At 58.3% G+C, this 23,858-nt stretch carries 22 protein-coding genes and 5 pseudogenes; 7 read left to right on the top strand and 20 right to left on the bottom strand.

Annotated elements, in window-relative coordinates; genetic code table 11:
- Positions 1-175: 175 nt before the first annotated feature.
- From EJ073_RS22455 to nifH, 9 genes and pseudogenes are all read right to left on the bottom strand, one after another.
- Complete coding sequence (locus EJ073_RS22455) at positions 176-1,048, bottom strand: universal stress protein (RefSeq protein WP_126057652.1); 873 nt, start codon at positions 1,046-1,048, stop codon at positions 176-178.
- 93 nt (positions 1,049-1,141) lie between these two features.
- Positions 1,142-1,957 (bottom strand): response regulator transcription factor, encoded by an 816-nt coding sequence (locus EJ073_RS22450; RefSeq protein ID WP_245455311.1) that lies wholly within the window; start codon positions 1,955-1,957, stop codon positions 1,142-1,144.
- Positions 1,954-2,412: pseudogene (locus EJ073_RS22445) on the bottom strand (NifX-associated nitrogen fixation protein); the annotation flags it as partial. The pseudogene EJ073_RS22445 and the gene EJ073_RS22450, both read right to left, overlap by 4 nt.
- A gap of 37 nt (positions 2,413-2,449) precedes the next feature.
- A complete protein-coding gene (gene nifX, locus EJ073_RS22440; RefSeq protein ID WP_126057650.1) occupies positions 2,450-2,947 on the bottom strand; it encodes a nitrogen fixation protein NifX in 498 nt (165 codons plus the stop codon).
- Positions 2,913-4,295: a nitrogenase iron-molybdenum cofactor biosynthesis protein NifN gene (nifN, locus tag EJ073_RS22435; RefSeq protein ID WP_126057649.1), complete on the bottom strand. Its 1,383-nt coding sequence runs from the start codon at positions 4,293-4,295 to the stop codon at positions 2,913-2,915. Before nifN ends, nifX begins: the two co-directional genes overlap by 35 nt.
- Before the next feature lie 8 nt (positions 4,296-4,303).
- On the bottom strand, positions 4,304-5,779 hold the full coding sequence (gene nifE, locus EJ073_RS22430) for a nitrogenase iron-molybdenum cofactor biosynthesis protein NifE (protein WP_126057648.1): 1,476 nt from the start codon (positions 5,777-5,779) through the stop codon (positions 4,304-4,306).
- Between the two features lie 61 nt (positions 5,780-5,840).
- Positions 5,841-7,382, bottom strand: coding sequence for a nitrogenase molybdenum-iron protein subunit beta (gene nifK / locus EJ073_RS22425; protein ID WP_029356526.1), 1,542 nt, complete (start codon positions 7,380-7,382; stop codon positions 5,841-5,843).
- A gap of 129 nt (positions 7,383-7,511) precedes the next feature.
- On the bottom strand, positions 7,512-9,014 hold the full coding sequence (nifD, locus tag EJ073_RS22420; protein WP_024505262.1) for a nitrogenase molybdenum-iron protein alpha chain: 1,503 nt from the start codon (positions 9,012-9,014) through the stop codon (positions 7,512-7,514).
- Positions 9,015-9,100: 86 nt separating this feature from the next.
- The gene (gene nifH, locus EJ073_RS22415) at positions 9,101-9,994 is read right to left on the bottom strand and encodes a nitrogenase iron protein (protein WP_024505261.1); all 894 of its coding nucleotides are present in this window, start codon (positions 9,992-9,994) and stop codon (positions 9,101-9,103) included.
- A gap of 580 nt (positions 9,995-10,574) precedes the next feature.
- On the opposite strand from nifH, the gene EJ073_RS22410 reads away from it, so the two are divergent.
- From EJ073_RS22410 to EJ073_RS22400, 3 genes are read left to right on the top strand one after another with little or no spacing between them, the layout of a single operon-like run.
- Positions 10,575-10,820, top strand: a complete 246-nt coding sequence (locus tag EJ073_RS22410) for a type II toxin-antitoxin system Phd/YefM family antitoxin (protein WP_126057647.1) — start codon at positions 10,575-10,577, stop codon at positions 10,818-10,820.
- Positions 10,821-10,861: 41 nt separating this feature from the next.
- A complete protein-coding gene (locus tag EJ073_RS22405; RefSeq protein WP_245455757.1) occupies positions 10,862-11,137 on the top strand; it encodes a nucleotidyltransferase domain-containing protein in 276 nt (91 codons plus the stop codon).
- On the top strand, positions 11,119-11,472 hold the full coding sequence (locus EJ073_RS22400; protein WP_210211298.1) for a hypothetical protein: 354 nt from the start codon (positions 11,119-11,121) through the stop codon (positions 11,470-11,472). The genes EJ073_RS22405 and EJ073_RS22400 overlap by 19 nt, the downstream gene beginning before the upstream one ends.
- A 554-nt stretch (positions 11,473-12,026) precedes the next feature.
- On the opposite strand, the pseudogene EJ073_RS32320 reads toward EJ073_RS22400, so the two are convergent.
- The 5 genes and pseudogenes from EJ073_RS32320 to queC form a co-directional block, all read right to left on the bottom strand.
- A pseudogene (locus EJ073_RS32320) lies at positions 12,027-12,223 on the bottom strand (7-carboxy-7-deazaguanine synthase QueE); the annotation flags it as partial.
- A 160-nt stretch (positions 12,224-12,383) separates the two neighbouring features.
- Positions 12,384-13,135: pseudogene (locus tag EJ073_RS22390) on the bottom strand (carbonic anhydrase).
- A gap of 846 nt (positions 13,136-13,981) precedes the next feature.
- Positions 13,982-14,707 carry a 7-carboxy-7-deazaguanine synthase QueE gene (gene queE / locus EJ073_RS22385; protein ID WP_164747234.1) on the bottom strand — a complete coding sequence of 242 codons (726 nt, stop codon included), beginning with the start codon at positions 14,705-14,707 and terminating at the stop codon, positions 13,982-13,984.
- 5 nt (positions 14,708-14,712) lie between these two features.
- A complete protein-coding gene (gene queD, locus EJ073_RS22380; protein ID WP_063169374.1) occupies positions 14,713-15,069 on the bottom strand; it encodes a 6-carboxytetrahydropterin synthase QueD in 357 nt (118 codons plus the stop codon).
- The gene (gene queC, locus EJ073_RS22375) at positions 15,069-15,767 is read right to left on the bottom strand and encodes a 7-cyano-7-deazaguanine synthase QueC (protein WP_091599584.1); all 699 of its coding nucleotides are present in this window, start codon (positions 15,765-15,767) and stop codon (positions 15,069-15,071) included. The genes queD and queC overlap by 1 nt, the downstream gene beginning before the upstream one ends.
- A 128-nt stretch (positions 15,768-15,895) precedes the next feature.
- On the opposite strand from queC, the pseudogene EJ073_RS22370 reads away from it, so the two are divergent.
- Both EJ073_RS22370 and EJ073_RS22365 read left to right on the top strand, forming a co-directional pair.
- Positions 15,896-16,685: pseudogene (locus EJ073_RS22370) on the top strand (HlyD family efflux transporter periplasmic adaptor subunit); the annotation flags it as partial.
- 58 nt (positions 16,686-16,743) lie between these two features.
- Positions 16,744-17,000: pseudogene (locus EJ073_RS22365) on the top strand (cysteine peptidase family C39 domain-containing protein); the annotation flags it as partial.
- 260 nt (positions 17,001-17,260) lie between these two features.
- On the opposite strand, the gene EJ073_RS22360 reads toward EJ073_RS22365, so the two are convergent.
- The gene (locus EJ073_RS22360; RefSeq protein ID WP_164747232.1) at positions 17,261-18,034 is read right to left on the bottom strand and encodes a serine protease; all 774 of its coding nucleotides are present in this window, start codon (positions 18,032-18,034) and stop codon (positions 17,261-17,263) included.
- A 220-nt stretch (positions 18,035-18,254) separates the two neighbouring features.
- Between EJ073_RS22360 and EJ073_RS22355 the strand changes: the two genes are divergently transcribed.
- Positions 18,255-18,545 carry a hypothetical protein gene (locus EJ073_RS22355; protein ID WP_126057644.1) on the top strand — a complete coding sequence of 97 codons (291 nt, stop codon included), beginning with the start codon at positions 18,255-18,257 and terminating at the stop codon, positions 18,543-18,545.
- On the opposite strand, the gene EJ073_RS31690 is transcribed toward EJ073_RS22355, so the two are convergent.
- The 5 genes from EJ073_RS31690 to hisC all read right to left on the bottom strand — a co-directional run bounded on the left by EJ073_RS31690 (position 18,542) and on the right by hisC (position 22,075).
- Positions 18,542-18,877 carry a hypothetical protein gene (locus EJ073_RS31690; RefSeq protein WP_187331497.1) on the bottom strand — a complete coding sequence of 112 codons (336 nt, stop codon included), beginning with the start codon at positions 18,875-18,877 and terminating at the stop codon, positions 18,542-18,544. The two genes, EJ073_RS22355 and EJ073_RS31690, sit on opposite strands and share 4 nt — an antisense overlap.
- 44 nt (positions 18,878-18,921) lie before the next feature.
- Positions 18,922-19,167, bottom strand: a complete 246-nt coding sequence (locus EJ073_RS32315) for a helix-turn-helix domain-containing protein (protein ID WP_236473428.1) — start codon at positions 19,165-19,167, stop codon at positions 18,922-18,924.
- Positions 19,137-19,715, bottom strand: coding sequence for a Crp/Fnr family transcriptional regulator (locus EJ073_RS32310; RefSeq protein WP_236473429.1), 579 nt, complete (start codon positions 19,713-19,715; stop codon positions 19,137-19,139). Before EJ073_RS32310 ends, EJ073_RS32315 begins: the two co-directional genes overlap by 31 nt.
- Positions 19,716-19,816: 101 nt before the next feature.
- On the bottom strand, positions 19,817-20,851 hold the full coding sequence (locus tag EJ073_RS22340) for an LLM class flavin-dependent oxidoreductase (RefSeq protein WP_091599482.1): 1,035 nt from the start codon (positions 20,849-20,851) through the stop codon (positions 19,817-19,819).
- A gap of 27 nt (positions 20,852-20,878) precedes the next feature.
- The gene (gene hisC, locus EJ073_RS22335) at positions 20,879-22,075 is read right to left on the bottom strand and encodes a histidinol-phosphate transaminase (RefSeq protein ID WP_091599485.1); all 1,197 of its coding nucleotides are present in this window, start codon (positions 22,073-22,075) and stop codon (positions 20,879-20,881) included.
- Positions 22,076-23,258: 1,183 nt separating this feature from the next.
- Between hisC and EJ073_RS22330 the strand changes: the two genes are divergently transcribed.
- A complete protein-coding gene (locus EJ073_RS22330) occupies positions 23,259-23,792 on the top strand; it encodes a peroxiredoxin (RefSeq protein WP_029356553.1) in 534 nt (177 codons plus the stop codon).
- The last annotated feature ends 66 nt before the right edge of the window (positions 23,793-23,858 follow it).

Here is a 23,858-nt window from a genome sequence, read left to right as displayed (position 1 = left end):
CACGAGTTGGATGCACGAGAGCGTCCTGAAGCAGTCGAGGCGTCCGGTTTGGCTCTGACAAGCGTCGCAAGATGTTCGCGGATCCAGCCATGTCTCCGCAATCCGACCGGTAACCGACGACGACTTCGGACTGGTTGGCGGTCCTACGACCTGATCGGTGTTCCTACGGAACTGATCAGCGAGCCAAAAACAGCGGCAATGTGGTCTTCTCAAAGCTCCAGCTCGGCGGACCGCCGAAAATCCGCTCACGCAGCCGACGGCTGCCATAAGCACCCATGACTATCATGTCGGCGCAGGTGTCGGCCGCGTGCTGCGTCAGCACTGTGGCCGCCGATTTACCGGCGCTCTTAAGCAGGTCAACCGAGACCCGAGCACCGTGCCGAGTAAGATAGGCAGCGATGTCTGCTCCAGACTGCGCACCTTTCCCGTTGTTTTGCGCCTTCGGATCGACCATAGCGACACAAACTTCCTCAGCAGCGGATAGGAGACTAAGAGCTTCCCGAACCGCACGCGAGGCCTCTACGCGCGAATCCCAGCCGACCAGCACGCGTCGAGGCGACAGGGTCGCCTTAGCGCCCTTCGGCACGATGAGCACCGGCTTTCCGCTATCGAACAAGCAGCCGTTGACAACAGGAGGTCCGAGAGTCTCATCGTTGAGGAGGTCCGCTCCAACGATCGTCAGGTCAGCGCAGAGCGCCCGCTGTCGCGCCACTTCACCGAGGCTAGCCGGATCGCAATAGTCGGTGTCAACGTCACAGGAAAGCGACATAGCTTTCAGCCGTTTGAGGATATCCGCGGACCGTCTTTCCATTCTGGTCACGTCCTGTGAAAATTTCTCGATTTGCTGAAATCGATAATTCGGTACTGCAATTGCCTGTGCACGTCCCGTACCCCACTCGAGGGGCGGAGACGACATCAAGAGCAATGGAGGCGGTATAATCAGTACGGATAGGTGCGCGCCGACCTCGCCACACAGTCCGGCAGCTGTTGTGAGGTCCTCATCAGAATGATCAGCACCCGTCACACAGAATATGCTTTTAAATTCCATTTGCCTGCTTCTCTTGGTCTTCGTTAGGAGCGTCTGCGGCAACACCGCTCTCAGCGGAGGAAGAGAGAGCGGCACCACATTCGACCACCGATTTCAGTCGTCCGGCTTCTCGAGCGAGTAGCCGGCCGACCTGACGGTGCGAATGACGCTGCCGGGCAAGGCCGTTTTCAGCGCCCTCCTGATTCGGCTGATATGGACATCGACGGTGCGTGCACCGACATGAATGTTGGGCCGCCAGGCCGCCCCGATAAGCTCGTCCCGGCTGAAGACCTTGCCGGGGGCCTCAATCATAAGCCGCAGCACGTTGAACTCGATCCGTCCGAGATGGATGTCGTGGCCATTACCGCGAACCCGATGGGCATCGAGCTTCATCTCCAGGCCTCCACAACAAATCCAACTGTCGTTTTCAACCCCGTTCGAACCACGCTTGGTCAGCCCGAGCCTCGCCCGCAGGCAGTCGAGCAGCTTGGCCGGAGCCACCGGCCGCACAAAGCTCTCAACGCCTGCCTTCAAGAGATCGAGGTGCTGGTGCTCGGCGCCAGGCGCGATCAGGGCGATGATGGGCAGGTCGGTGGTGCGCGGTTCCCGCTTGAGGTGGGCGCAAATTGCGGACCCGTTTATGCTGGCTGGGTCGCAATCCAGCACTACGGCCTGAAGCTCCCGTTGTTCGGCCAAGGCCAGCGCAGCCTTCGCGCCGTCTGCCGTCTCACTGCTGAAACCGTCCACCTCCAGTATGTGACTGTAGAGCAGATAGAACTCGGCATCTTGCGAGCAGATCAGGACCAGCGGCTTCTTCATCGGCGATACCCCAGCAACCTGGTCGGCCTCGAGCCCCTGGATCGAGGGGGCTGGCCAAAAAAGTTTCTCGCGTCCGTCATGATGGCCTTTCTCGAAAATCGCGCCCATCATGCCAGCGCCACGTGGGGAAAGGCTTCGATGACTGCAATCCCATCGTCGACCAGCTTCGTACCGGCCGTGGCGAGCTTCAGGAGCGTCTCGAAGCCAAACCGGTGGACATCGCGCAGCGTTTTGGACAAAACGACCAACCGTCCGGTCGTGAAAAGCACCCGACCAAAACCCTCATGGCTCACCTGGATCATCGGCGATGCCATAAGGCCGCAGCGCTCCTCGATCGCAAGCCCGATGGCGGCGTAGTACTTGTCGAGCCTCCACAGCACGTCCGGATCGGGATCTCCGATGATCGGGATCGCTCGGCGCTGTTCCTTGGTAATAATGAAGTCGCCCAGCAGCTCGGCGTCCGCTTTGCGTTCCCACGAGCCATAGGAATCCTGAGCACGGATCAGCCGGACGAGGCATTTGACGAACGGGGTGCAAAGAGCCGCCTCGTCTTCGGCGACGGCTGGGGGATTGCGGGGTCAGACATTTGGCGTCCTCCTCTTTTCAGTCCTCGTCCTCGAAGGACGGTTTCGTTTCGGCAACGCCCGCTTGCGCCAGCACCTTGCGCAGCCAGGGCGGAGGACACGTCCTGAGCATCATCTGCGTGCGCAACAGCACCTCTTGGATGGATTGGGGCTCCGCCACTTTGATCGGGTGGATTTTTGCCGCGACAACCTTGGCTGCCGAAGGTCCGCCAATCGCCAGACAAAACAGCAGATGACAGCCCTTCAGCGCATCCACCTTGGGCGTGATGCGGTCATCGCCCTCGGCCCGATGCTCCCCGCTTTCATCCGAAACGTCATCGAAGGCCACGGCTTCGACGAGGTTCCACTCCTCGCGCGTCACGTCGTAGACAGCAAAGCGTCTGGCCGACCCGAAATGGGCGTTGAGGTCCTTCATGTCCTGAGTGGCGATCGCGACGCGCAATGCGCATGCACGTTGTTCCGGCATCGGTGCGAAAACCTCATTACTGACCAGCGAGAGGCGGCGAACAGCGTTCATCTGATATTTCTCGATTACGGAGTGGATCAAGCGCCTCAGGAGTGGGCGCGTGTTGGTTGGCCTGGAAGATGTTGGCGACCTCGAAGATCAGGTCGCGGGTGCCCTGATAGAGAATTGCGAGCTTGTGCTGGCTGCCTAGTCGATCGAAGACCGGGAACCCGATGCGCATGAGCGGAATTCCGAGCCGCTCCGATGCTTGGCGCCCGTGCGAATGCGTGACAAGCAGGTCAGCACCGACGGCAAGACTTTCCAGATCGCCGAGATCGCCGATCTGAACCGAAACCGCCGGGACTTTCTTGAGAATTTTAGACCTGTCGGTCGTTGTGACGGCCGCGGCTATCTCGGAGCCGAGGCCAGCAAAGAAGGCTGCGAGTTGGAACAGCTGGTCTGGTTCGGCAGCGATGGCAATTTTCTTGCCGCCGAAATGGAAATGTCCGTCGAGCATCGCGTCCTGCAATTGCGCCCGGCGCCGGCGCACGCGGGCCGGTACCGCCGCGCCCGAAATCGCAGACAGCAGCGACACGAAGCGGTCCGTGTCCTGCAGCCCAGTCAGTGACTGGAACAACACGTAAGGCACGCCGGTCAACCCGTGCAGCACTCTCGCCGGACGGCGCATGTGCTCACCGATGGCGATGCATTGCATGGCCGTGCCCAACTCGCGAACGTCCTCGACGCTGGTGCCGCCGTATGTAGTCGCTACCCAGCGGTCAGGAACCGTACCGTCGAGCGAGCCTGAAATGTCGGGCAGAATAACCGGCTTGAGCCCAAAGCTTTCAACCATGTCACGCATATGCTCGACGTCGGCGACAGTGAGGTTGCATCCGGGCAGGATCGCGATCTTCTTCGGCTGCCGCGCACGTTCGCCCGAGCGTGTAATCCCTTTGATCATTGCGGTGACTGCCCTGGCCCAGCCCTCTTCGATCGCGCCGTCAAAATCCGGCGTGTTGGCCAGCACGACCTCCGTACCCGCAAGCTCTTGCGTGTGCTTCAGCTTGACGTTGGCGATATCACCCGCGCAATCTTCGCCACGCGTCTCCACGAGCGCGGTCGTGCACACCCCGATCAGCTTTGGCTTCGTGCGGTTCTTGAGGTTGAGGATCGCCTCTTCCAGATGGTCGGCTGCGCCGAGGATGGTCGCCACCTCATCCATCGCCGTAGTCTGCAAGGGAATCGCTTCTTTGAAGTGCCGCACGAAGAGAACGAGCGCAAAGCTTGTGCATCCCTGGCTGCCGTGGAACAGCGGCATCGCACCGTCGACGCCAAGAAAGGCAAAGGCGGCACCCAGCGGCTGCGACGACTTCAGCGGGTTGACCGCAGCCGATTTGCTCTGGAGAAGGATGCGGGCCATCGGTCGCCTCAACACTCGTGTGCCGTCGCGCATGCGAATTCATCAAACAGGTACGCGGTCTCGTTCCTCGTGCACGGCAATTCGCCTATCAGATCAGGCTGGCAATCCCACGGGGCCGGCTGGCGCACCTGAGACCAGATCGGATTGTGAATGGCGAGGTCGATCTGGCGTACGAGTTCCACCATGCCGTCATAGCCGGCATAAGGATGCTGGCGCTCCTGGTTGATATCGAGCCAGGGCGTCTTGGCCTTGAGCGCAATGAATTGCGTGCGACCGCCCGACAGCATGATATCGGCCCTGTGTTCAGAGAGCATGGCGTACAGCTCGCGCGCAGCCATGGATTCGAACATGTGCTTGTCGTGCTTGAGAACTTGTTTGATGCGCTCCTTGTCCTGCACCGTAGATTTCTTGACCGAGGTGCCGACGATCTCGATTCCGATCTCCATCAGCGCATGGACAACCGACCAGGACTTCACACCGCCTGTGTTGAGCAGCACGCGCTTGCCTTGGAGCCTTTGCCGGTAGGATTCGAGTTTCTTCCACGCGATCGCCTCCTGCTGCGCGATTAGCGTCTCTGTGCGCTCGAGGATCTCCGGATCGGCGCCCTTCCTCACCAGCAGCCTGACAAGGTTGCGAAGAGCTTGCGATGTGTCGGAGATGCCATAGAAGGAGCCCTCGAAGAACGGGATGTCCCAGCGCTCCTCCATCTTGCGGGCAAGACTGATCAGCGCGGTCGAGCACACCATCATTGCCGCCCGGGCGCGGTGCGCGGAAGCAATGTCGCGGTAACGCGCATCGCCGGGAATGCAGGCGCGCACCCGGATCCCGAGCCGATCGAGGAGCGGCTTTACAAGCCAGAATTCGCCCGAGAGGTTGAATTCGCCAAGGATGTTGATGTCGTAGGGCCCAGAGTCGTCGGGTTCGACCGTGCCGATGACATGATCGAGCAACGCCTCGGCGGCGAGCTTGTTGCCGAGGTTCTTGGAGCCTGCCAGGCCAGGCGCATTGATCGGCACCACGGCCAAACCGAACTTTTCCGTGGCGCGTTTGCACACGGCCTCGATGTCGTCACCGATCAGCGCCGTTACGCAAGTCGAGTAGACGAAGATCGCCGGCGGCGCGTATGTGTGCTTGATCTCGCGGATCGCCTTGAAGAGTTTCCGCTCGCCCTGCCCCATCACCAGGTCGAGTTCGGTGAGGTCGGTCGTGAAGCTTGTCCGCCACAAGGTCGGTCCTGACGAAACCGCACCACGGTTGTCCCAAGAATTGCCCTCGCAGGCAAGCGGCGCATGGACCAGATGCGCAACGTCGGTGATCGGCTGCAGGACGATCTTGGCTCCGTCAAAGGCGCAGCCGCCGGCTGCCGCCCCTGGTGTCAGCGACTTCGAGCAGCCCTCCTTGCGCGCCTTGGCATCTTTGCCACGGTTCTTATCGCAGGCGGGCTCATCGAAGGCGTCCTTGATTTTGGCGCTGAGGGAGGACATTGCTCAGCCTCCCCAGTCCATTGGGCAAGGAATGGCCTCGGCGAAAAGCCGGCCACGGCTCTTAGCGCGTGAGGTCATAGGAATAATCCGTCACACCCGTCTCGCTCGTCTCGCGATCGAGTTTGTCGAAGATCTTGTCGAGGATCGTCGTAAGCACGCGCAACGCGCCCTGGTAGCCAAAGAGCGCAAAGCGGTGATGATGGTGCCGATCGAAGATCGGAAACATCAGCCGGATCAGCGGCGTTCCGGTGTCGCGCTCCAGGTACTTGCCGTAGGAATTGCCGATCAAAAGGTCCACCGGCTCGGTAAAGAGCAGTGAGCGCAGCGCCCACAGGTCCTTGCCCGCCCAAACCTGGGCAGCCTTGCCGAAAGGCGAGGATGCTAGCAGCTTCTTCAAATCGGCTTCCCATGCCGAGGTGCCATTGGTGGCGAGGCAATGGGTTGGCTCGCCGCCGGTCTCCATGACAAAGCGGGCCATCGCGTGAACGAAGTCGGGATCGCCGTAGATGGCGTATTTCTTACCATGCAACCAGGATTGGCTGTCCGCCATGGCGTCTACCAGTCGGCCGCGCTCGAGGCGAATTGCCTCGGGGATCTCCTTGCCGGAAATCGCCGCGACCTCCATCAGGAATTCGTCGGTCGCCTGAACGCCGAGCGGATAGTGGAACGAGGCCGTCGCCTGCCCGACCTCCTCGCAATAGCCCAGCGTCTTTCGGGTGTTGTGATGCTGCAGCGAAAGCGTTGCCTCGGCGTTGAGGGCCTTCTTCACCTCGTTGATCTTCGTGCCCCCGTCATACATGCGGTATTCACCGTCCGAAGGCGTATCGAACTGGTCAGAGGCATCCTGGATGAATGTGTAGGACACGCCCATTACATCGAGCAGGCGCTTGAGCTCCCGGTTGTTGCCGACGCAGAAGCCGTCGAAGCCCGGAATGATGTTGATGGCTCCTTCGACTTGCGTACGCTCCTGGCCTTTCCAGAAGTGCTCCAAAATGCCTTTGACCATGTTGTCATAGCCGTCGACATGACTGCCAACGAAGGCCGGCGTGTGGGCAAAGGGCACGTCGAAGTCGCGCGGGACTGAATCTTCGTCCTTGGCGTTCTGGATGAAGCTGTGCAGGTCGTCGCCAATGACCTCTGCCATACAGGTCGTCGACACGGCAATCATCTTCGGGTCGTAGAGCTGGTAGGTGTTGGCGAGCCCGTCGACCATGTTCTTCAGGCCGCCAAACACCGCCGCATCCTCGGTCATTGAGGAGGAGACCGCCGCGGCAGGCTCCTTGAAATGGCGCGACAGGTGCGAGCGGTAATAGGCGACGCAACCTTGGCTGCCGTGGACGAAGGACATGGTTCGTTCGAAGCCGGCGGCAGCGAATACCGCACCCAGCGGCTGGCAGGCCTTGGCCGGGTTCACGACAAGCGCTTTGCGGGCGAGGTTCTTTTCGCGGTATTCCCACGTCTGGGTGAAATCGCGCTGATCGGAAACGATCTCATCGGGGTGCGGACATTCGAAGTTTAGCTTCTTCTCAGCGAGCATCTTTCTGTATTCCGGCTCGCGGAACAGGGGAGCGTGATCGAGAATTTTTTCAGCCGACTGCGGCATGATGATTACCTCTTTTGCATCTGGCTGCGCGGTACGGCAGCTCAGGACGTCAAGACGTTCCAGGCTCCGGCGGATCAGAGGCCGCGGGAGTTCACCGTCTCAGTGGGAGACTGGGGCTAAAGCAGATGTTTATTCGGCAGCCATCGCCCGCTCATCGCCCCGGCTTCTTTTCCAAGGCGCGTGGAATAGGTCCCAGACCGGGTTGTTGATGGCGAGATCCACATCACGTGCGAAAATGGCAAAGCCATCGTACCCGTGATACGGGCCTGAATAATCCCAGGAATGCATCTGGCGGAACGGTATGCCCATCTTCTGCACCGGGTATTTTTCTTTGATTCCCGAGCCGACCAGATTTGGGCGAATCCCTTCGATGAATTTCTCCAACTCATAGCCGGTCACGTCATCATAGATCAGCGTGCCGTTCTTCACGTAGTGGCCGGTGCGCTGATAGTCGTCGCTGTGGGCGAATTCATAGCCGGTGCCCACGATGACCATGCCGAGGTCCTCGTAGGCCGTGACGACGTGGCGGGGGCGCAGGCCGCCGACATAGAGCATCACGGTATTTCCTTCCAGGCGCGACAGGTACTTGGCGATGACCGCATCAACAAGCGGCCTGTACTTGGCAATGACCTTTTCGGTCTTTTCCTCGATTTCCGGCCCAAAATGCTTGGCTATGTTGCGCAGAGAGGCTTCGATCTGGGAGGGACCGAAGAAATTGTACTCCATCCAAGCGACGCCATACTTTTCCTCCATATGCCGACAGATGTAGTTCATCGACCGGTAGCAGTGGATAAGATTGAGCTTAGCCTTCGGGGCGCGCTCGATCTCTGCGAGTGTGGCGTCACCCGACCAGTTGCCGACCACGCGCAGCCCTATCTCCTCAAGCAGTATGCGCGAGGCCCAGGCATCGCCGCCGATATTGTAGTCGCCGATGACGTTGACGTCGTAGGGGCCGGCCTCGAACTTGACATCCTTTTTGTCGAAGACCCAATCCCGGATCGCATCATTGGCGATGTGGTGGCCAAGCGACTGCGAGACGCCGCGGAAACCCTCGCAGCGTACCGGCACGATCGTCTTGTCATACTCCTTGGTCTTTTTGCGAGAAACCGCCTCGGTGTCATCGCCAATCAGGCCGATAGGGCATTCGGATTGCACGGTGATGCCGTTGTTAAGCGGAAACAAGACTTCAATCTCGTCAATGATCTGTTCCAGCTTCTTGTCGCCGCCGAAGACGATGTCCTTCTCCTGGAAATCGGAGGTGAACTGCATTGTCCCGAACGTGTCGACGCCCGTCGTACCGACGTAGTAGTTGCGGCGCTGCGACCAAGAGTATTGGCCGCAGCCGACCGGGCCGTGCGAGATATGGACCATATCCTTGACTGGCCCCCACACCACGCCTTTCGAACCCGCATATGCACAGCCGCGAATCGTCATCACCCCGGGAATGGACTTGATGTTCGATTTGACGTCGCATTCGGAAAGGACCTCGCTTTCCCCGCCAGCCTCGTTGCCGCTCTTTGCGACGTTGAGGTGCTTCTTGCGGCGCTTCGCCGCCTTGTCGGGATAATGCGACAACACCTCTTCGATAAGCTTCGCATGAAGAGCACCGTCATTCTCGTATTCCCGGCTCATGAGTCCCCTTTCAAGGTTGGGTGACGCCTCAACGAATAGGCGCCGTTCTCTGCAAGGCGCGCCGATTCATGGCAGCGCTAATGTCACTACTGGGCCGCCGCCTTCGCCGCTTCCTTGGAGTGAAGCTCGGCAAGCATCTGCTCGTCGGTCTTCATGATGCCGAAGTCGAGCAGCATCTCCTCCAGCTCCTCCATGGTGATCGGCGTCGGGATCGTACCCTGGCCCGAATTGGCGTGGATCTTCTCGGCCAGAGCGCGGTATTCCCCTGCCTGCTTGGAGTCCGGCGCGTACTGGATCACCGACATCTTCCTGAGTTCGGCATGCTGGACGATGTTGTCGCGGGGCACGAAGTGGATGAGCTTGGAATTCAATCGGCCAGCCAGTGCTTCGGCCAGATCGAGTTCACGGTCGGTTTGACGTTCATTGCAGATCAGCCCGCCCAGCCGCACACCGCCCGAATGGGCATATTTGAGGATGCCCTTGGCGATGTTATTGGCGGCATAGAGCGCCATCATCTCGCCGGACATGACGATGTAGATCTCCTGGGCCTTGCCTTCGCGGATCGGCATGGCGAAGCCGCCGCATACCACGTCGCCGAGGACGTCATAGGAGACATAATCGACATCGTCATAAGCGCCATTCTCCTCGAGGAAATTGATCGAGGTGATGACGCCGCGGCCGGCGCAACCGACACCCGGCTCGGGGCCGCCGGACTCCACGCACTTGATGCCTCTGTAGCCGACCTTGAGCACGTCCTGGAGTTCGAGGTCTTCCACCGAACCTTCCTGTGCGGCGAGATCCAGGACGGTATCCTGAGCTTTCGAATTCAGGATCAAGCGTGTGGAATCGGCTTTGGGGTCGCATCCTACGATGAGGATTCTCTGCCCGAGGTCGACAAGGGCGGCGAGCGTATTTTGGGAGGTGGTGGACTTGCCGATGCCGCCTTTGCCGTAAAAGGCGATCTGACGCAGACCTGACATAATAGCTTTCCTTCCTTCGTTCTAATCATCGCGACTGCCCGCGACACAAGTGCCGATAGGCAGCTCGTGCCGCCTCACACCAAGCATCGCAAAAAGCGTACCAGCGTGATCGGCCGATCCGAGAAGAAACTTCGTTATTAAATTCCAGCCACTTAGACGGCGGCAAAACGCGCGAGCGGGCCTTTCAGGCGTCTGTCACGGACACGACAAAGCCGACACAGATTGTCGTGCGCCATCGAAACCGCCCTGTGTCGAGCTCGAAGCGGGATAATGGGGAGCTAGCCCAAAGCTGATGGCGAGACCATCGGAAGACGTCGGCTATTGTCTTTCCAGCCTGCGGTCGCTGGATGAGCAGGAGCCTGGGGCTTGACCGCCGCGCGGAATAGTTCAGGCAGGCTTGCGGAGCGGGAACGCCGGCGGCCGATAGACATCCGCGCTTAACCTTTCATAGCCCGTCTACGAGTTGGTTCCGCCGACGCGCTATATCGAAGGCAAATAATTCAGTACCTTAGCACGAGATCATTGATATTTTCAAAAAGATACGTATTATACGGATATAACGGATTATCGGGACAATTCTATGTCGGTCATTAGCTCGGTTGAATTTCAGCGCAACTTAGGGGTGTATCAGGACAAGGCGCTAGCGGAACCCGTGATCATCAGCAAGAATGGCCGCGAACGGCTTGTGCTGCTTTCGGTCGATGAATACCAGCGCCTAAAGGCGCATCGTGACGGCACTAGCGCGGGGCCTGAGAACGCAGCCCCCCTGCTTTGCAGAGCACGGCGCACTTTTCACTTAAGAACCAAATACCAACCGAGCCACTAAGGGAATTGCTGTCGCACTTTCATTCGATCAAATCTGCCTTCGTGTACGGTTCAGTCGCCAAAGGCACGGACACAGAACGCAGCGATATCGATTTGATGGTGGTCGGCGATAACCTGAACCTCTCTGAACTTTATTCAGCCGCACAAAACGCGGAACTGAGACTAGGCCGAAAGGTCAGTCCGACATTTCTGTCGCCGGAGGAATGGCAACGAAAGGCGTCGCAGAAAGGGTCGTTTGTCCGAAAGGTAAGTACCCTTCCAAAGATTTTCCTCATCGGCTCGGAGAAAGATTTACAAGCGTGGGCAAGCAAGAACTAGACAACCTCGTAAAGATTGGGCTGATGAAAAGTGAGCCCCCATCGCTGTCCGAATATGACGGCATGCTGGGTGGCGCCCGCAAGAATTTAACTGACGCACAGAAAGGTCTCGACCCCGACAGCCAATTCACTCTCTTATATGGAGCTGCGCATCGGCTTGCCCTGGCAGCCCTACGCCGCGAAGGCTATCGCTCGGACAATCGCACTTCGGTGTTTCAAGCGCTCGTTCATACCGTCGGAACCGACAAGGCTGACATTCAGATTTTTCTAAAGCGCACAACGAGCGAAACCTCTCCGAGTACGAGGGGCACACAGACATTGATGCCAAATTGCTAGCTAACCTTATTGAGTGCACCACGAGGCTAGAGGTTTCGGTTGGCAAACTAGAACCGCCAGAAGATGACGAGTGAGCGGCAACCGAACGCGCGGGCAAGGGGTTGCGCCTTTTCGTTGTTGGTCAGCACGGTGCGCCACTACGGCTTCTCGAGAACGCTCACGATGTAAGTAGCCACCCGCTTGTCTGCATAGGGCTAATATGCACCTGGTCATGATAGATGGGCATACTGCCCCGCGGGGAGAAAGAGCGAGGGCAAACGGCGCTATGTAGACAATGAGTACAACCGCCGAACCCATGGCCGGCGCCATCATGCGCGTGAGACCCCGTTGTGGGCGAGGCTCGCGACTGGCTGCACGATCCTAGCCGGCCTGCTTGCCATTGAGTTTGGTCCCGCCGCGGTAGGCTGCGGCATCAAGGGCAACATCAGCTACAACTTGACCTCTGCATGATGAGAGCAGCTTTTACACCAGGTGCGCAGCACATGTCTTTAACGAACGCATCGCCTTCAAGAATATAGAGAGCAATTCGGAAAACCGAGTAGTTGGCGGCGAAGCTAAGAGAAGGTATACACCGCCCTCTTGTTACCCCAGAGTAGAACGTGCAGCTGCGGCAAGACGCGGGCTTCGAACCACCTGTCGCTGGTCACCTTTTCGGCCAGCTATTCCATGCGCATCATATTCCGTCGGACTCGACAGAGACGTCTTCATTGCCACGGCGGGGCGGCGTGTGATTGCCGGGTTGCAGACAAACCTCGCCGCGACGTCTTTGGGACGAGTGGTGCCGGCACCGAATCCCTATCCTTTAGACTAGCCAGCTTGGGGAGCGCCGTCAGACCGCCAGACCGGAAGAGGAGGCTTCGCGCCAATTTGTGCCAAGAATGTTGGACCGTGCGGAACCGCTGGGGCGGCGCTCAACTCTGGCGCAGGATGAAGCGTCGATTGGGTGAATGAAAAGGGCGCGCGTTCACGGGTAAAGTGAGGTAAATCGCTGGATGTCTGCCGGATCAACGTCAACCGGTTCCATCGCCACCATCCACTCGACGTTTTCGGCGCACGGCGGCGTCGTCAGTGAGCCCTCATAAGTCCAATAGCCAAGCGACGCTGGCAGAAGCCAGTTGGGATTCACCTCGTCGATCGTAACCTCCCCATTCGGCAGTTCGGGAAAGGCCGCAGCAAGGGCAGCAAAGCTGGCATTTGTCGCGCCGGGCGTTAAAAAGACGCCCAGCACGCCCAGAGTACCACTTTGCGTGTCCTTGTGAACGAAATGCACCTCCAGCGGGAAGCTCTTGCCCGCCACGTGATGTTCGCTTGGCGCATGGAAATGGAACTGTACCAGTTCGTAGACACGATCGCCGCGGGTCAGCGTGCTGCCTTGTGGCATATTGATTTGAATGGTGTGGCCGTTGTTCACCATATTGCCGCCGCCCTTGTGCCAGCCGATGGCGATATGCGGGATATCCGCCTTGACCGCGCTGTTGATATCGATCGGCGATTGCTGCGTGCCGGCAGAGCATACGAAATTTTTCTTATCCAGATCAGCCCAGTGCTCCGGTCCGACCGGACCGGTGTATCCCCAATGGGCACTGGTCGCTTGGGCGGCTTGAACGCAAATCCGGCATGCGCCGAGCGCAACCAACCCTTTGATCAGGTGACGACGATACATATTGCTTTTGCTCCTCTTGCGAACTGATGTTGGTGGCTGCCCTAATGGACCCGTGATGGCCAATCGGCGCGGCCACTATTGTCCTTTGCAACTGACGGATGCCCGCATGCCTTGGCGTGCTTTTATAAGTGCGGCTGCCGTTTCTCGGCCGGCCGGCTTCTGCAGCCCGCAACGGACGCAGTTTCAACCAGCTAGACGATAAAAATTCGAGCAGACCAGCGCTTGACCCCCGCCGCAAAGGCACAGGCGAAGGTGATCACTGCGCGGCTCGCCGTTCGCGCCTGAGGCCGCATCGCTACACTTTACACTCGCCGCCCAAGGAGACGCAGGCGACCCCAATACGTTTTCATCGCTACTCCTGACGCAGCCGACGACGCCACGAAGACGTTGCTATATTTCACGTTGGGCCAGTGAGGAAATCGATCTTCTTTATGGAAGGCATTTACGCAATGGATGCATTCCCATGCACATCGCCGTTCTGTTTAGCAGCTGCCGTTGACCGGCGGGCCAGCCCCGTTGGGCGTTCTGGTGTCTGACAGTCGAGCGTCAGGCCGGACAATGAGATACATCGATAAGAGCTGAACAAGGATGAGGGGATGACGTGCTTGCGACGGAGGAAACAGTCAAGCAGGTGGGGCGAGAAGGCCAGTTCTTGCGGATTTCAACTTTGCGTGACGACAGCTCATCGGAGTCAAGGTGACACACGCCGGCAGCGGGTGTCCGGGCGGTTTCCAGCCGCACAATCGCGAGACCGCTGGCGCGAACAAAGCTCGGCTGTACTCGGCACGCGAAGAGAGCCTGCCAAGCCGTCGGAGCCCGGCCTTCCGGTGCGACGCAAGCCGCAGACTAGACCGCCCTCTTGTTACCCCAAAGCAGAACGTGCAGCTGCGGCAACACGCGGGCTTCGAACCACCTGTCGCTGGTCACCCTTTCGACAAGCCATTCCATTCGCATCATTATTCCGTCCAAGTCGACAGAGGCGTCTTCACTGCCGGGGCGCGGCGGCGTGTGATTGCCGGGTTGCAGATAGATCGGAAGGTGCGGATATCGCGCCGCGACTTCTTTGGCGTAGGCATAGTCACTCTCGTCGAAAACGACGAGCTTGAGCACGATTTGCGGCTTCTCTTGCGCCGCTTCGAGGCACGCCTCAAACGCAGCCCAACGGGTCGTCATTTCGCTGGACGGCGGCTTTGGGCTAAGGGTCAGCACGTCAAGATCCGCAAACCACTCCCTCACCACGGAACCCTGCGTTTCCAGTGCAAAACGATAGCCCTCGCGATGGCCTCGTTCTATGAGGGGACCGAACGGCTGAATGGCCGGGTTGCCGCCTGACAAGGAGACCATAACCGGCCTGCCGCCGGAAAGCGCATGGACGGTTTGCCACACGGCATCGATCGGCATCGGTAGCCATTCATGGCGATACTGATTGTCCACCGCGTGAAGGCTGTCGCACCATGAACAGCGATAATCACATCCGCCGGTTCTGATGAACACCGTCGGCAAGCCGATGAGCACGCCCTCGCCCTGGATCGTCGGCCCGAATATCTCGCTCACACGGATTACGGGATGCATGTCGGTCACGGACGGTATTCCGCCCAAGTTTTCGGTGTTTCGCTAACGCGCACGGCCGCGGTCTGCGGCAGACGTGCCTTGCACCATTCATAGAAATGTCTGGCCAGGCATTCCGCCGTGACCTTCTCATGTCCCAGCACGTCGTTGAGGTGCCGATGGTCGAAGCTCTCGTCAATGTAGCGTTTGAGCGGCGCCAGATCGTGATAGTCGCGCACGAAGCCGTGGGCGTCCAGTTCCTTGGCCGACAGCTCCACTACGACGACATAGTTATGCCCGTGCAGGCGCGCACATTGATGGTTGGGAGGCAAGGAGGTGAGCTGATGCGAGGCCGAGAAGTGGAATTCCTTGCTGATGTGGAACATTACGCGCGCCTCCTGCGCAGCGCCTCGAGCCAGAAATCGGCGTCCTCGTAGTCGGTGGGATCAGCGTGCCCGGCGAGATGGAACGCTTCGCGCCGCTCGACGCAGGTCCCGCATCGTCCGCAGTGACGCACGCCGCCCTTGTAACAGGACCAGGTCTCGGCAAACGGGGTGCCGTATCTTGCGCCATCCGCAACAATGTCAGCTTTTCCGAGATTCACATACGGTGCATAGAGGCGTATCTGCGCATAGCCGTCGAGCGCGCGGTCTTGCATTGTCTGGAAAGCTTCAATGAAGGCCGGACGGCAATCGGGATAGATGAAGTGGTCCCCACCATGCATGGCCGCCGCCACCGCTTCGGCGTTGTGGGCGGCGGCGAGACCGAAGGCGATTGCCAACATGATGGCATTGCGGTTCGGCACCACCGTAATCTTCATCGTGTCTTCGGCGTAGTGGCCGTCCGGCACGTCGACACTGTCGGTCAGCGCTGAGCCGGAAAGGCCACGGCCGATTTCGCCGATGTCGATGATCTGGTGCGGGACCTTCAGTCGCTGCGCGCAAAGAGCGGCGAAGCCCAATTCCTTCCTGTGCCGTTGGCCATAGTCGAAAGATAGAAGGCCGGTGAGTTCGTGCTCCGCTGCCACCATGTGAGCAAGGGAAACGGAGTCCAATCCGCCAGAGCAGACGGCGAGAGTCTTCATCATTGGTATCCTTGTTTTGACCGGGTAAGGCTGCGACCGGAGATTTCTCTGCGCCCCCACTACTCCAGCGACTCAATTTTGTGAACCGGGAGAATTTCCGCACAGCCCGATTGGAGCGAGCATGGGTCGCAAGGAGCGATCTTGCCGGTGATCTCGAAAACCTGATCTCCTCCGGCACGCAGGCCAAGGACCCGATCCGCCTCTCGACCGAATCCGCCAAAGCTGACCGCGCGCATTTCCTCAACTTGTTGCGGGAAAACGAATACGCCCGCACCAATGCCGCAGCGGAACTCGACCGTGCCAAGCGACTGCTTTCGGCTTCTGCAGCGCCCGCGAAAACTGTTGAAGAAAAGACTTTCGCCCTCCACAACATTGAGCTCCAGGGCGAGATCCTGGCCCGGCGAAAAATCGCCGAATGAAACCAGCAACTCTTCGACATCAACCTGCGCCTCAAGGAGCTCACGGCCACTTTGCATGAGCTCGAGAACGAGCGGGATCTGACTCATATTCGAGCCCCAGTACTCTTGAGCAATTCTCAGGCCTCACTTCCGGCAGCTACGTACAGGCCGGGCAAAACGTCGGTTGGGTTTCGCCGGTACCGAACTGGTGGTGGAAATCTACGTTCCCCCCAAAGACATCGCTTTTGTGCACCCGGGCCAGTCGGTGCATATCCAAATCGATGCCTACAAACTACAATCAATGGGGTGTCACTGACGCCAAGGTGCTCAACGTGGCGCAGGACTCCATTCTCCACGGCGGGAGCCCTTCTTCAAGGTCCCCCTTGCGCTGTCTCGCAACCAACTCGTCCTTAAGAACGGGGGCATCGCTCACCTGAAGAAAGGCATTACCGTTTGGGCACGCTTTCTCGTTGCAGGCCGCACTTTGCTGCAACTCCTCTATGATAAAGTCGACGATTAGCTCAATCCGCTCTACGCGGGCGACTAATCTTCAATTTCCAGACAGTCAGCGAGCCGCCATGTCAAGCAAGGTCAGCAAGTTTAAGCAGCGCGATATCACCGATTGCGGGGCGACCAGTCTTGCTTGTGTCGCTGCCTTCTATGGCCACAAGCTGCTTTTGTCGCGCATTCGCCAGCATGCCTCGACCGACCACTCTGGCACCACTGTGCTCGGTCTCTTGGAAGCTGAAGAAGGCTTGGTTTCTTAGCCAAGGGCGTGAGGGGTGGCTTCGACCGCCTCGACAAAATCCCCAAGCCCGCTATCGCGCACGTCGTCATCAAATTTGCGTTTGGACTTGGCGTCATACAGTGCCGCTGGATAGAGCCCGCCGCCCTGATCTCCGGCGGGTCTAATCAGAGCCCCCAGCTCCGCTGATGAGCCAGGCGCGGGTGCCTCGGGGCTTCCTAGCCTGCACAGCCTTCATGGGACATGGTCAGGATACCTGTTAGATGAACTCCGATTAGTCTGGACATTCTGCGCGTTCGGATACGCGGCAACGTGAACTTTCCACCCTGCACGCATCCCGACTCGCCCCCTCAGTCACCGGTATGTTTCGTGATCCACTCGCGATAATACGACACGCGCGTATACACACCGTATGTCCTTCCGCAACCGGCCCCACTCGAGACAATTCCAACCAAGATAGGGTTTTTGCCATGGGCTTTGGTCAGAGGACCTCCACTGTCCCCTTGGCAAGGATCGGTCCCGCCGCTTTCGGTTCCGGCGCACATCATCCCAGGAAAGATCTCCTCCCCATATTTGCGGCTGCACGTTTTGTTGTCGACGTATGGGACCTTGCCCTCTCGGAGCTCTTCTGATTCCTCTCCACCATGTCGTGTAACTCCCTTACCCGTCACGGTAAGGAGCTCGCCATTAGGAATGTCCATCCGGGGGGTAGCAAGGGGAATGGCCACTGCGGGTAGCGTACTGCGCACCCGCACGAGCGCCAGATCATGTTTGAATGTCTTCGCGACATATTCTTCGTGAACAATAAAGTCCGTTACATCTAACGAAACGCCATTCTTCACAAAGGCCTCGACCTTGGTTGCACCCGCTAAACAGTGTGCCGCTGTGAGGATCCATTGGTCTCCGATCACCACTCCACCGCATAGATAAGATTTATCCTCTCTGACAATTTTATCCTCTGTGACAATATTGAGTTCGACGTACCAAGGATGCTCTTTAGACGTGGTCCGCTTGCCGCGGACGATATCGAGCCCGCCTTGTACAGAAGTTTGAGCATGGGCGTGTTTTCCACCAAAAAGGGCTGCGAGCGCGCAGAGGGCATGACGACGGGTGATGGGGGGCATCGGTTTCCTCGTACTATTTGCATTACATCGTGCGGCCGTGTGCCGTTGGCGCGCCACCCTGCCTGCCCACCCATTAGCTGGCAACCCTCGTCTCGGATGTGATTCAGAATGCCGCAGGCAAACATGCTTTGTCCTCGATAGGACGCTCTGGTTGCCGTGGGCGGACGACTTCTTCGGAAAGCGCGACGACGGCACGGGGTCCGTTATAGGCAGGCTCTCCATGCTGATGCAGCTCGAGACCCTCAGGGTTACTCGCCGCGCCGATGGCTCTCATGGCCAAGGCCGACGGCTCACGAAAATATGTCGGGGCCGCGGTGATCGGTCTGAACCGCGCCATGAAGGAACGGCTCTACGAGCGCGTCGCCGGATGCCCGGCCGGGCGCGCAAAGGAATTCCGATCAAGAAGCCGAACGCGCAGTGGATCAAGCCCGGCCTGGTCGGCCACATCAGCTTCCTGAAAGGCGAGGGCGGGCTGCGCCATGCCACTCTGACCGATGTTCGAGAGGACTAGTCGGCCCCGCAGATCGGTTCACCGGAAGGCATCCGAGCTGGCGCTCGGCGTTTTTTTAGCGCTTTGGCTGTTCGGGGTCGTCTGAGACAAACGACCCCGATGACCACGTCCATAACAGCTTCCAAGAGCGGCTTGCTGTCTTCGTCGCGGGCTTCAACGGTAAGGCGGCGGCAAATGACGGTGGGGGTGACTTCCCGCGCATAGTCTGTCAGCGCGGCGAAAGCCTCGAGCCTGACGGAATCCATGCCGCCGGCTAACCATGTCCCTTCAGTGTCGGAAAAGAGCCGATCATTGTTGCGTACGTCAAAATAATTAAGGGAAAGGGCGGCCATGTGATCTCCTATGGGCTCACTGCTGTCGAGGGTCCCTACAGCCTTCAGCGGAGTGGACTGCTACCGATAAGCCTTTCGTACTCGGCTTCCGGTGGGCCATAGCTGCCATCGGCCAGTTTGATCAGTCCTTCCCAATCACGGATGACGATCTTGCCGCACGTGGCGCGGATCAAGCCATTGCCTTCCAGGACCTCGATGGCGACGGTTACGCCCGGCCGCCTCACGCCGAGCATGATCGACAGGAATTCGCGCGTGAGTTTCAGCTCGGGGCCAGCGCGATCCTCACACAACAGCAGCCATCGGACGAGACGGCTTTCGAGCCCCTGGCGGGCGTTCGCGTGAGAGCGGTGTAGCTGGTCTGCACCATCAGGCATTGCACGAAGCGCAGAAGAAACAGCCGCAGGGTGGGACTTTGCTCGAGTGCCTCATGAAAGGGGGCTATCGGAATGCGCATCGCCTCTCCGGCGAGCTGGACGACGCAATCATGCGGCGCCAGATTGTCGCCGAGGACGACAACCGTTCCTGTCATGCCTTTGTGGCCCAGAATGCCGGCTTCGGCATCCCGGCCGGGCGCCATTTTGGCGATGATAGAGCCGAAGCCCTCCTCTATGAAGTACACGAAGTTGATCGGCCTGCCTTGCTGTTCAAGGCGATCGCTCAGTGCCAGTTCGACGTGCTCCAGATCCGGCGAGAGCAGGGACCCATCCTGCTGGTCGAGCAGGCCAAGAAGTCTGTTTCTGTATGGGGAATTTGCGGAGTGCGGCACTGCAACCGTCGCGGCAGGAATGTCATCGGGACTGAAATGGGCGAGGGCTGCAGTATCGCGGTCGGCGACCAAGCACCGGCCTAGTGTTTACGCCTGACACAAGAGTCCGGCCCCCACAACCGTTTCGGAATGAGCAGCAGCGCTGCCGCTGCTCCTCCAATCACACAACGGATTCACGATGCGGCAACTCGAGCCATGATTTCGGATCGAATGGTCGATGCGGTGTATAGCGAGGCATCCAGCGGCAAATCCCCAAATGCCAGTTGACACAGAAGATAATTAGCACCTGCCTCTTCCAGCTGATCAAGGAGAGCTTTTCGGACAGAAGCTGCCGTTCCCACGACGCACAATTCACTTTCAATTGCTGCATCGAAGTTCAAAGGCAAGTTTGGTGGAGTGGGAATGGCATTTAGTTCGTATAGAAATTTGAAGCTCTTGAGCCATCGTTCATAGGCAGGTGCTGCGAGCAAATACGCATCTGTTTCAGAACGCCCTATCACCACCATTCGGAGCAATCCAAGAAATGGCGCTTGGTGGCCAATGTCAGCATCGTGAATTCGGGCGGCGCGGAACGCGTCGGTAACGCTGCGAACAGAAGTGGAAGGTCCGACGCAGGCGATGTTTGCCCCATTCGCGGCGGCCCAGCTAGCCGGCTCGGGTCGATTGGTGGCGATCCATGTCGGCGGCTGGGGATATTGGTGAGGTCTCAACGTCAGCGGAACGTCTTTCAACTCAAAGTGGCGGCCCTCATAAGAAAGCGTCCCGCCTTTCATCGCATTGATGAGAATCTCGCTGGCCTCCGTGTACTGTTCTGGTGCTGCTTCTACAGCAACCCCGAAGTATCCCAATTCAGTCGGAGCAGAGCCGCGCCCTATGCCGAGTTCAAGCCTGCCGCCGCTCAACTGATCAAGCATGCAGATCTCCTCGAAGGCACGCAGCGGATGATAGAGCGCAAGTAGCATTACCATGGGACCAACACGAAGACTGCGGGTTCGCTGGGCGACGCTCGCTAAGAACAAATTCGGTGATGGACCTCTGCCATGTGGCGTACAGTGGTGCTCTGCGAGATGATACGCATAAAAGCCATAGCCATCGCACGCTTCTGCTAGGCTCAGCCGATCTGCATATTGTTGGGCGATGTCATCGCCGTTTTCGTCCAGATGATCGAAGATGCCGAAGGTTAGGCCCGAAGCGAAAATTTTCGTCAATTAATTATTCTCCAAATTACCTATGATTTATCCACTATTGGAAACATCATAACTTATAACACATCGACACTTATTACTTAATACATTTCCAATGCAATGTGAATTGACTTCATGCTTGCGCACACCGCGATTCCTCTTAAAGTTCATACAGACGTGTTTGGCGGCAGCAAGGAATTTGTCCATCTGCTCTGTGCTACCAATGCTGACGCGAATGCAGTTCTTCAAATCTATGTCAGGAAAGCTGGCGATGAGGATCTTCTGCTCTTTCAACGCGGCTTGCCAGCATGAGCCCTCCTGTCCCGCCGGCACACGGGCCAGCAAAAAGTTTGCGTGGGAGGGTGTTACGGAAAAGCCAAGTTGCAACAGCGCCAGGGTCACTCGCTGTCGTTCATGCTTGATGTGCCTGTGGTTCTCTTCGTAGGCGTGGCGATGCGCAAGAATGCTTTTCCCGACCGCCTGCCCGATCACGTTCATGTTGAAGACATTCTGGATGTTGCGCAGCCTGCCAATGATTTCTGGGTGACCGAAACCGAAGCCGACTCGCACGCCAGCGGCAGCATAGCTCTTTGAAAAAGTCCTCAAGATCAAAAGATTCGGATGTCTATTGACGAGGCGCAGGGCATGGTCGGGTGCGAAGTCAACGTAGGCCTCATCCAAGACGATCAAGCGATCTGCTTGCTCCACAAGGCGTTCGATTTCGGCCACCGGCACGAATGTTCCGGTCGGATTGTTCGGATTAGCCAACAGAATGAACTTCGCGTCTTTTGCGGGGCCGGACAGAAGTTTTTCTATCGGCAGGGGATGAGCTTCGCTCGATGCGATTTCGAGAAACTCGGCACCCTGTAACATGGCAAGTTTACGGTTGAACGAAAATCCGGGCGACAGCATCGCCACTGTATCTCCTGGGGCGAGGAAAGCTCTGTAGATGAGTCCGAGCAGTTCCGACGAACCGTTGCCGGCAATCACCTGATCTTTGGAAAATCCGTAAGCGTCGGAGGCAGCTGCCCTTAAGCTGAGATTGTCGTCTTCCGGATAAAGATAATGGTGTTCGATCGCAGCAATTGCACTTTGCATTACGCTCTTCGGCAACGGAAACGGGTTCTCGTTCGTATTTAGCTTAACGTAATTTGCATCCGTCGCTGGTCCGTTGGACGAGAGAGCATCTAATTTGCTGGCCACCGGCGAGAAGAGCGAAAGCACGGTCTTCAGTTTTGCATCGCACATGTTCTTCTCCGTTTTTCAGTCCCGCAGGGCATGTGACATGAGGCAATCGTTGATCGTGACTTGATCGACGTTCGGCTATGTCAGCGCTGCCTTCCCACCTTGGTGGGATCGCCGACCACGGTTTGGATTTGACACCGGGAAGCTGTCGAGAACCTGATGACGACCCAACGTGTGGCCGACGGCCGATTCGGCGCAACAGACGGTGTTTCAACATCGCATCGTCGTCAAAGCCGCATGCAGGGCCAGCACGACAGCCCGCCTCCAGCGCCCGCAGAAATAGGTGGAAACCGAGGTCTTGCCGAACCTCAGTTGCTCTGCCACCTCGCCCACCGGACTGCCCTGTTTACGGGTCAGGCGCAGGATCGTCCGGGTATCTTTGACGCTCGTTCGTCTTGCTTGCTTCCGTCTTGGCATGGGCTCTCTCGGTTCGCTGATGAGAGAGCCAAATACCGGCTCATCTGAGCATGAGACGCGGGCCTGACGATATGGAGCGTCTCTGGTGGCGCGCGTAGCCAAGAGGGTTCGCCTCGCTGGCGGGGCATGCAAGACGGCGCACCTCCTTGGCTATCCTGTCCCATCGTCTCAACGACTTCGCAGAGGTTGATATTCTGCAGTGACTTTCGTCTCGCTGCTGCACGGCATTGACGCTGGGAGCCATGCTCGCGTGGCGCAATTGTGCTGAAGAACGGTGCCCACGGCAACGTTTCTTAACCCGCCCCAGGTCCTGGCGTTTGGCTAATTTCCGACATTCGTGTCCGGCTTCGGACAAAGGCCGGGTTTGCCGAACGGAGTCCCACCCAATTTCCAGTGCTGCTTGAGCAATAATATCGACCGGCATTACTGCACAACACGAAAGTTGCTGCAAAAACCGAAGTGAACCCAAGGCATGGGGTCAATTGGCATGGCGCTTGCGACTCGGTCGCTAGAACGCAGTCAAAACCACGGTTGGAGACCATGCCTACCTCTCAAAGCTCGATAAAGCACGCGAGCAAACATTCCCCGTCCCCGCGGAAAACTGGAAGCTCGTCGCCGTTAAACGTCCCTGCTCGGGGGCGGTCTTGCACAAGACTGGTCCGAGGCAACCACGCCAGGGCGAAAGGCTGCCGGAACTGTCCACCGAAGTCGATGCCGCTTCAGTTTAACCGAAAAATGCACCGTACCACTTTGGCCTGGGAGCAAATCAATGACCGATAGAAAGAACGTTCCTCTCGTGACCTTTCGCACGCGTGTTCGCGATGAGTCGATCGGGGGGCCAAATCCTTATCGGTGGGAGAACAAGACCTCCGACGATTATTTCGGGGGCAAGCGCGTTATCCTGTTCTCGCTGCCTGGCGCCTTCACCCCGACCTGCTCGACCTTCCAACTGCCCGATTTCGAAAAACTCTATGATCAATTTCTGGAACTGCGAATTGACGCGATCTACTGCGTCTCAGTCAACGATGCTTTCGTCATGAATGCGTGGGGAAAGTCCTTGGGGCTGCAGAAGATCGAGCTGATCCCAGACGGGTCGGGCGAGTTCACGCGCAAGATGGGCATGCTGGTCGCGAAGGACAATCTGGGCTTTGGCATGCGCTCCTGGCGATACGCCGCTCTGATCGACGATGGCGTGGTGGAGCAGTGGTTCGAGGAGGAAGGCTTCTGTGACAACTGCGAGACGGACCCCTATGGCGTTTCATCCCCGCAAAACGTTCTCGACAAACTGAAGGCGGCGGCATGACCCAGAAGTGGCAAGTCTCACACAACCCCAGCACACACTAGAGCCTCCTCGGCAGATTACCGGTTC

The sequence above is a fragment of the Mesorhizobium sp. M4B.F.Ca.ET.058.02.1.1 genome, assembly GCF_003952505.1.
Taxonomy (GTDB): Bacteria; Pseudomonadota; Alphaproteobacteria; order Rhizobiales; family Rhizobiaceae; genus Mesorhizobium.
Note: the sequence above shows the minus strand (reverse complement) of the source record. Positions and strands in the feature narration are given on the sequence as shown.